This window comes from Streptomyces sp. NPDC001093 (genome assembly GCF_040298985.1).
Lineage (GTDB): Bacteria > Actinomycetota > Actinomycetes > Streptomycetales > Streptomycetaceae > Streptomyces.
The window spans coordinates 1-7655 of the sequence record NZ_JBEPBF010000232.1 but is presented as its reverse complement, the minus strand read 5'-3'; the positions used below and the strand labels follow the sequence as shown (position 1 = coordinate 7655).

At 71.7% G+C, this 7655-nt stretch carries 7 protein-coding genes, 2 pseudogenes and 1 riboswitch; of the genes and pseudogenes, 4 read left to right on the top strand and 5 right to left on the bottom strand.

The window, feature by feature from the left end:
* Positions 1-239, bottom strand: a 239-nt coding sequence (locus ABT288_RS48630) for a LysR family transcriptional regulator (protein WP_351623139.1), incomplete at its 3' end; no start/stop codon positions are given.
* Positions 240-317: 78 nt separating this feature from the next.
* Between ABT288_RS48630 and ABT288_RS48625 the strand changes: the two genes are divergently transcribed.
* Complete coding sequence (locus ABT288_RS48625; protein ID WP_351623137.1) at positions 318-1355, top strand: EamA family transporter; 1038 nt, start codon at positions 318-320, stop codon at positions 1353-1355.
* On the top strand, positions 1264-1896 hold the full coding sequence (locus ABT288_RS48620) for an NAD(P)-dependent oxidoreductase (RefSeq protein ID WP_351623135.1): 633 nt from the start codon (positions 1264-1266) through the stop codon (positions 1894-1896). The genes ABT288_RS48625 and ABT288_RS48620 overlap by 92 nt, the downstream gene beginning before the upstream one ends.
* A gap of 56 nt (positions 1897-1952) precedes the next feature.
* On the opposite strand, the gene ABT288_RS48615 is transcribed toward ABT288_RS48620, so the two are convergent.
* From ABT288_RS48615 to ABT288_RS48600, 4 genes and pseudogenes are all read right to left on the bottom strand, one after another.
* Complete coding sequence (locus ABT288_RS48615; protein ID WP_351623133.1) at positions 1953-3134, bottom strand: SPFH domain-containing protein; 1182 nt, start codon at positions 3132-3134, stop codon at positions 1953-1955.
* Positions 3135-3145: 11 nt separating this feature from the next.
* The gene (locus tag ABT288_RS48610; RefSeq protein ID WP_208899459.1) at positions 3146-3397 is read right to left on the bottom strand and encodes an NfeD C-terminal domain-containing protein; all 252 of its coding nucleotides are present in this window, start codon (positions 3395-3397) and stop codon (positions 3146-3148) included.
* A gap of 95 nt (positions 3398-3492) precedes the next feature.
* Positions 3493-4029: a multicopper oxidase domain-containing protein gene (locus ABT288_RS48605; RefSeq protein ID WP_351623131.1), complete on the bottom strand. Its 537-nt coding sequence runs from the start codon at positions 4027-4029 to the stop codon at positions 3493-3495.
* Positions 4028-4414 (bottom strand): annotated as a pseudogene (locus tag ABT288_RS48600) (hypothetical protein); the annotation flags it as partial. The gene ABT288_RS48605 and the pseudogene ABT288_RS48600, both read right to left, overlap by 2 nt.
* Positions 4415-4428: 14 nt before the next feature.
* On the opposite strand from ABT288_RS48600, the gene ABT288_RS48595 reads away from it, so the two are divergent.
* The gene (locus tag ABT288_RS48595) at positions 4429-6399 is read left to right on the top strand and encodes a potassium transporter Kup (protein ID WP_351623129.1); all 1971 of its coding nucleotides are present in this window, start codon (positions 4429-4431) and stop codon (positions 6397-6399) included.
* Between the two features lie 133 nt (positions 6400-6532).
* Positions 6533-6712, top strand: a riboswitch (M-box (ykoK) riboswitch).
* 338 nt (positions 6713-7050) lie between these two features.
* Positions 7051-7655, top strand: a pseudogene (locus ABT288_RS48590) (magnesium transporter MgtE N-terminal domain-containing protein); the annotation flags it as partial.

The following is a 7655-nucleotide window of genomic DNA, read 5'->3' as shown; positions in this document are numbered from 1 at the left end:
GCGACCGCGCGGTCGGCGGCGGCCAGGCACTCGCGCGCGCCCACCAGGAACGCCGCGCCGGCGCCGGTCAGTTCGACCCGGCGGCTGGACCGGGCGAACAGCCGCACCCCCACCTCCCGCTCCAGCGCGGCGATCCGATGGCTCAGCGCCGACTGCACCACCTGACACCGTTCCGCGGCACGGGTGAAGTTGAGGGTGTCGGCGACGGCGACGACGTAGCGCAGCTGCTGAAGATCCACGGATCAATCGTGCTCGTTCATGGCTGTGATGACAACCATGCTTTGAAATCATGGACGTCTTCCGCCAAGACTTCCCCCATGCATCCCCCGCATTCCACGCACCGGTACCGGGCCCGGGTGGCGACCGTCCTGCTCACCGGGCTCGCTCCCGCGTCCTGGGGCACCACCTACGTGGTCACCACGCGGCTGCTCCCGCCCGGGCATCCACTCTTCGCGGGCCTGATGCGGGCCCTGCCCGCCGGACTGCTCGCGCTGGCGGTCACCCGGGTGCTGCCGCGCGGGCAGTGGTGGTGGAGGACCGCGGTCCTCGGCGTCCTGAACATCGGCCCCATGCCCCTGCTGTTCGTGGCCGCCGAACGCCTGCCCGGCGGTGTGGCCGCCACCCTCGGCGCCGCCCAGCCGCTGCTGGTGGCCGGTCTCGGCCTCGCGCTGCTCCACGACCGGCCCACGGCCTGGCGGCTGACCTGGGGCGTGCTCGGCGTGCTCGGAGTCGGGCTCGTCGTGCTCGGACCACAGGCCCGGCTGGACGCCGTCGGCGTGCTCGCCGGTCTCGGCCATACGGCGATGATGGCCGCCGGTGTCGTCCTCACCAAGCGCTGGGGCCGGCCGGCGGGCGTCGGCCCGCTCACCCTGGCCGGCTGGCAACTAACCGTCGGCGGGCTGCTGTTGCTGCCGCTCACCCTGGCGGTCGAAGGGGTGCCGCAGGGGATCGACGCGGGTGCCGCCGGCGGCTATCTGTGGCTCGGCAGCATGGGCGGGCTGATCTCGTACACGCTGTGGTTCCGCGGGATCGGCAGTCTGCCGGTCGCCGCGTCCGCGCCGCTGGTGCTGCTGTCCCCGCTGGTCGCGACCGTCATCGGCAGCACGCTGGGCGAGTCGCTGAGCCCGCCGCAGACCCTGGGCTTCGCCCTGGCGCTGACCGCGCTGGTGGCCGCGCAACTCGGTCCCACGGGACCCCGGACGAAGGAGGACAAGCCCGATGAGGACAGGTGCGATGACGATCGCCGTGCTCGGAGCCACCGGGATGGTCGGTACCCGGGTGGTCACCGAGGCGAGGACGCGCGGACACCGGGTGCCGGCGCTGTCCCGGAAGCCGCCGCCGAGCGACGACCCTGAGGTGACGCCGGTCGCGGTGGACGTGGCCGACCGGTGCGCCGTGCAGGAGGCGCTGACCGGCGCCGACGCCGTCGTACTGACCGTACGGACGTTCCCGGCCGACCAGGACTTCCTGGTCGGCGCCACGCGCACGGTGCTGGACGCCGCCGCCCGGCTCGGGATCCGCGTCCTGGTGGTGGGCGGCGCCGGCGCCCTGCGCAGCCCCGGCGACCGGGAGCTGCTGGTCGCCGACAACCCCGCGTACGTGCCGGAGGAACACCGCGCCGTGGCGATCGCCGGCGTCGCCCAGCTGCGCGCCTGCCGGGCCCGCACCGACGCCGACTGGGTCTACCTCAGCCCGCCGGCCGTATTGGAACCCGGCGAACGCACCGGCCGCTACCGGCGCGGCACCGACACCCTGCTGACGGATGCCGGTGGCCGGTCCCGGATCAGCGCCGAGGACCTGGCGGTCGCGGTGCTGGACGAGCTGGAGTGTCCCGGGCGGGACCGCCACATCACGGTCGTGGAGCAGCGCCCCGAAGGCGCGCGGGGCTGTGTTTGACATGCGGCCACCGCCGCCTGGCCGGACGGCCCCTCCCGGCCGAACCGGCGGAGCGCCTAGTCCATGTCCACGGGGCCGTCGTCCGACTTGCGCTCCTTGCTGCCCGAGTGCAGCTGGAGCAGGCCCCTGCTGTCGCCGTCCCCCTTGTTGTCCTTGTCCTGGCCGCCCAGGTTCTGCCGGACCGAGTCGAGGATCGTCAGACCCTGGGACACCAGGCCGGCGGCGATCTCGCCGAGGCCGTCCGCGCCGTTCAGGACGTTGACGTTGGCGCCGGACAGGCCGCCGGCGGCCTCCTTCACGATCTGCGGGAGCTGGTCGATGAGCATCCGGTCGAGCGCGACCCGGTCGTAGGAGGCGGCGGCCTCCGCCTGGATCTTCATGCGCTGGGCCTCGGCGGCGGCGAGGATCCTGACCCGCTCGGCCTCGGCCTCGGCGGGCTTGACGACCTCGGCGACCAGCTGCTGCTGGCGCAACCTGGCCTGGCGCTCGGCGAGTTCCGTCTGGGCGGCGAGCACCTCCTGCTGGGCGTGGGCCTGCGCCAGCGGTCCGGCCTGCGCGGCCTGCGCCTGGGCGCGGTCCACCTCGGCGGAGTACTCGGCCTTGACGATGGCGGTCTGCCGGGCGTACTCGGCCTGCTTACGGGCGGCCGCCTGCTCCGCCTCGACCGCGGCCTGCGTGGCCTGGGCCTGGGCGATCTGGGCCTGCCGCTGGATCGCGGCCTTGTGCGGGGCGGACATCGCGTCGATGTAGCCGGTGTTGCCGTCGTCGATGGACTGGATCTGCAGCGAGTCGACGATCAGGCCGATCTTCGCCATCTCCACCTTGGAGGTGTCCAGGACCTCGGCGGCGAGCTTCTGCCGCTCGGTGACGATCTCCTCGACCGTCATCGAGCCGATGATCGCCCGCAGGTGGCCGGCGAAGATCCGGCCGGTGAGCACCGACATCTGCTCCTGGTCGGAGAGGAAGCGCTGACCGGCGTTGATGATGCTCTCGTGGTCGTTGCCGACCTTGAAGGCGATGACCGCGCGGACGTGCAACGAGATGCCCTGCTTGGTCACACAGGTCTCGGTGACCTCGGCCTCGCACATGGAGAGGGTGAGGAACCGGACCTTGCGAAAGACCGGGAGCACGAACTTTCCGTGGCCCGTCACCACTCGGAACGGCGCGCCCCCCAGTCCCCGCCTTCCGCCCGAGATCAACATCGCCTCGTCGGGAGCGGGAACGCGGTATCCGAACATGCTTGTACTCCTCAGCCTGCGCCGGCGGCCTCGCCGCCGAGCGCGTCCAATGGATCCACCCACTCGATGACGCCGACCTCGCGGCATCCCCGTGATTCGATCACGAGGACCGTAGCGCCCGCGGGCAGGGGATCCTCGGACCAGGCCAGGAACGTTTCGGAACCGCCTCTGACCCGCACCAGGACCTCCCCGGGACCCGCGGATCCCCGCGTCCCGATGAGTACCTTGCCCATACAGCCCACCACGGCCTCGTCCTGCGGCATCACCGGCCGTCCTCCTCGTCCTGACCCGAGAATTCCGACGATAGACCGACCGGGGCCGGTTCCCAACGGGTGGGAGGGCACCGGGCTCCGCGGGATCAGGAGCAGCGCAGCAGGACCATGAACCCGTAGTCCATGTGGAGCTGCTGATGGCAGTGGAACAGGGACAGTCCGGGCTGGTCGGCGGTGAAGTCGAGGTCGAGGGTCTGGTAACCGCCGAGCATGACGACGTCCTTGCGCAGGCCACGGGTGGGCGTTCCGGCGATGTGCGTGATCTCGAAGGTGTGCCGGTGCAGGTGGACGGGGTGGATGTCGTCGGAGGCGTTGCGCAGCCGCATCCGGTACCGCTTGCCGCGCTTCACGTCCAGCACCGGCCTGTCGCTGTCCAGGGAGAACGGGACGCCGTTGAGGGGCCAGATGTTGCCGCTCGGCGGCGTTGCGCTTCTCCACCAGCAGGTCGATGGTGCGGTCGGGCCGCCGCGGGGCGGAGCCGGGACGGGCGAAGACGCGGTAGGCCCAGGTGAACGCGGGCGGCGCGATCCACCGGGGGGAACCGCCGCGGCCGGCGTACTCCACCGCGGTGCCCATGCCGGCGTTGCGGTCGTCGTCCGACAGGTCGCCCAGCACCCACACACCCGGGTGGTTCATCTCCACCAGGGCCGAGACGCGTTCGGCGGTGCCGATCCACAGCACCGGAACACTGGCCCGGCGGGGTACGGGGTTGCCGTCGAGGCCCACCACGGTGAAGGTGTGGCCGGGCAGGGCGAGGCTGCGGATCTCGGTGGCGCTGGCGTTGAGGACGTGGAACGGCACGCGCTGTCCGGTCCTGACCCTGATCGGCCGGCCGTGACCCAGTTTGCGGCCGTTGACGCTGAAGGCGCGGTAGCCGACTTCGTCCCCCCCGCAGGCCGACCGTGCGAAACGCCGTTCGAGAGGGAACGGCGCCCCCTCCCGGGGGTTGCGCCCTGGGGTGGGTATCGTCCGCCCCGATGCCCTGGCCTGCAGTTCAGCGGCCCGCACGGAGGAGGAGCACCATGGCCGGACGCCGGCAGGGAACCGCGTCGGACGACGGAGCCGTACCGCAGGCGCCGGAGCCCCTGGGGACGAGCGGCCACGACTCGGTGCGCCTCGCGCTGGTGATCGGTGCCCTCGGCGTGGTCTTCGGCGACATCGGCACCAGCCCGATCTACACCCTCCAGACCGTGTTCAACCCGCGCGACCCGCACCCCGTCCCGGTCAGCACCGAGAACGTGTACGGGGTGGTGTCCCTGGTGTTCTGGTCGGTGGTGATCATCGTCCTGGTCACCTATGTGCTGCTGGCGATGCGCGCCGACAACGAGGGCGAGGGCGGCATCATGGCGCTGATCACCCTGCTGCGGCGGTGGGGCTCGCGGCAGGGCGGACGCGCCGCGGTCGTCCTGGCCGCGCTGGGCATCTTCGGCGCGTCGCTGTTCTTCGGCGACAGCATGATCACCCCGGCGATCTCGGTGCTGTCCGCGGTCGAGGGGCTCAAGGTCGTCCAGCCGTCGCTGGGCGGCGCGGTCGTACCCATCACCGCCGTGATCATCGTCGTGCTGTTCGTGGTGCAGCGCCGGGGAACCGCGGCGGTGGGCCGGGTGTTCGGGCCGGTCATGATCGTCTGGTTCGCGGCCATCGGCGCGTGCGGCATCGCCGGCATCGCCGACCACCCGGGCATCCTCCGGGCACTGTCACCGACGTACGCCCTGGGCTTTCTGTTCGGTCATTTCGGCACCGCCTTCTTCGCCCTGGCCGCCGTCGTGCTCGCGGTCACCGGCGCCGAGGCGCTGTACGCCGACATGGGGCACTTCGGCCGCCGTTCGATCACCCGGGCCTGGCTGTTCCTCGTCTTCCCCGCCTGCATCCTGAGCTACTTCGGCCAGGGCGCCCTGATCCTCGCCGATCCGCACAACATCAGCAGCCCCTTCTTCCTGCTCGTGCCCGCCTGGGGACAGTGGCCGATGGTCGTGCTCGCCACGGCGGCCACCGTCATCGCCTCCCAGGCGGTGATCACCGGCGCGTACTCGGTCACCTCCCAGGCCGCCCAGCTCGGCTACCTGCCGAGGCTGCGGATCGCGCACACCTCGGAATCCACCATCGGCCAGATCTACGTCCCCTGGATCAACTGGCTGCTCATGGTCTCGGTCCTCACCCTGGTCTTCGCCTTCCGCAGCTCCACGGCGCTCGCCTTCGCGTTCGGCATGGCGGTCACCGGCACCATCACCATCACCACCCTGCTGTTCTTCTACGTCGCCCGCGCGAAGTGGCGTACGCCCCTGTGGCTGGTCGTCGCCGGCGCGACCGTGCTGCTCTTCGTGGACCTGCTGTTCGTGGCGGCCAACCTGACCAAGCTCGTCCACGGCGCGTGGCTGCCGCTGCTGATCGGCCTGACCGTGTTCACCGTCATGACGACCTGGCAGCGCGGCCGCGAACTCGTCACCGCCGAGCGGGCACGGCTGGAGGGCCCGCTGCCCGAGTTCATCGACGACCTCCGCTCGGGGAAGGTGCCCACGCGCCGGATCCCCGGTACGGCCGTCTTCCTCAACCGGGGCAAGCAGACGGCACCGTTGGCCATGCGGGCCAACGTCGAGCACAACCACGTGCGCCACGACCAGGTCGTGATCCTCTCCCTGGCGACCGAACCCGTGCCCCGCGTCCCGGCCGACCAGCGGGTCGTCGTGGACGACCTCGGCTACGCCGACGACGGGATCATCCACGTCACCGCCCGGTTCGGCTACATGGAGACGCCGGACGTGCCCGGCACCCTCGCCATGCTCGACCCGTCCCGGACCGAAGGGCCGCTCAACCTCGACCAGGCGTCCTACTTCCTGTCGAAGATCGAGCTGCGGCGCGGAACGGCCCCGACGATGGCCGCCTGGCGCAAGCGCCTGTTCGTCGCCACCTCCTACATCACGGCCGATGCCGCCGAGTACTTCGGCCTGCCCCGCGACCGCACCGTCATCATGGGCTCCCACATCGAGGTATAGGCACGCCGAACACCGAACAGACGCCGCCCGCACGGCGGATGCGGAACGTCTTCGTTCCCCACGGTCCGGGTCAAGGGCCGGTCATGGGTTCGGAAGGCGGGCCGGGGCGGGCGTATCCTTTTCGCGGATTCAGCAGACACCTCGTTCGGTGAGGCGTCTTCACGGACACAGGCCACTGATCCCACCCGTCGAGAGACGCTCCGGATCAGGACAGGTCTCCCCGGCCCAAGGGGTGACCCCAAGTGGCTTCTCCCGCCAAGTCGCGGGGGATCACGCCGTGGAGTGCCAAAGCTCTGACGAGTTGGGGTGCGCCGGGCCGAGCCGGCTCCGGCTGCCCCTTGCCGCAGGACCGCGACACTTCGTGCGCGGCCGTGACCGGGAGGAGGCGACATGGACAGTAGTCCGGGCCATAGTCGGCCCCTCTTCGTGTTGTCCGCGCCGTCCTTCCGTGGCCCGGAGCAGCCCCCTCTTCCCTGACCGTCGCCCAGCTCACCGGCCTGGCAGGCCGCGTGGCCGGCGTGCGCCTGCCGTGCCATGCCCTGCGGTGACCGGTGCCGCCCGCTCGGGGAAGAAGTGTGCTGCCGTGGGCCGCCCGTAGCCCCGCCACGCCGGGGCAAGGGGGTGTTCATCTTGGCTGCCCACACTCTGCTCATGTCCACCTCGGCCCGTCTGCGTGACCGCCGGGTCACCCTGGAGCGCCGCGCCACCGCGTCCAAGGCGGTGCGCACCTCGCTGGTCTCCCTGGCCGGGCTGATCGGCGGCCCGGTCTCCAACCAGTCGGGCGAGGAGGTCGGCCGTGTCGTCGACGTCGTCGCCCGGCTCTACGGCGCGGACTCGTACCCGCCCGTCACCGGGCTGATCCTGCGCATCGGCCGACGCCGCACCTTCCTGCCCGCCGACGCCGTCGGCAAGGTGCACGCCGGGCACGTACGGCTGCGCACCGCCCGGGTCGACCTGCGGGACTTCGTCCGCCGGCCCGGCGAGGTCCTGCTGGCCAAGGACGTCCTGGACCACCAACTGGTCGACGTCGACGGCGTGCAGGTGACCCGGGCCGCCGACCTGTACCTGGCGCCTCTGGTGGACCAGGTGGTGCTGGTCGGGGTGGACGTCTCCCTGCCCACGCTGCTGCGCCGGCTCGGTCCGCGCCGCTGGCAGGCCCGCCCGACCCCGGAGCGGGTCCTGGACTGGCAGGCCGTCGCACCCTTCGCCGAACAGGCCACCGAGGGCCCGCCGGAGGTCCGGCTGCGCGCCTCCCG

Coding starts and splice junctions, on each gene's coding strand:
- ABT288_RS48625 (WP_351623137.1), top strand. CDS start 318: ATGCATCCCCCGCATTCCACGCACCGGTACCGGGCCCGGGTGGCGACC.
- ABT288_RS48620 (WP_351623135.1), top strand. CDS start 1,264: ATGGTCGGTACCCGGGTGGTCACCGAGGCGAGGACGCGCGGACACCGG.
- ABT288_RS48615 (WP_351623133.1), bottom strand. CDS start 3,134: ATGTTCGGATACCGCGTTCCCGCTCCCGACGAGGCGATGTTGATCTCG.
- ABT288_RS48610 (WP_208899459.1), bottom strand. CDS start 3,397: ATGCCGCAGGACGAGGCCGTGGTGGGCTGTATGGGCAAGGTACTCATC.
- ABT288_RS48595 (WP_351623129.1), top strand. CDS start 4,429: ATGGCCGGACGCCGGCAGGGAACCGCGTCGGACGACGGAGCCGTACCG.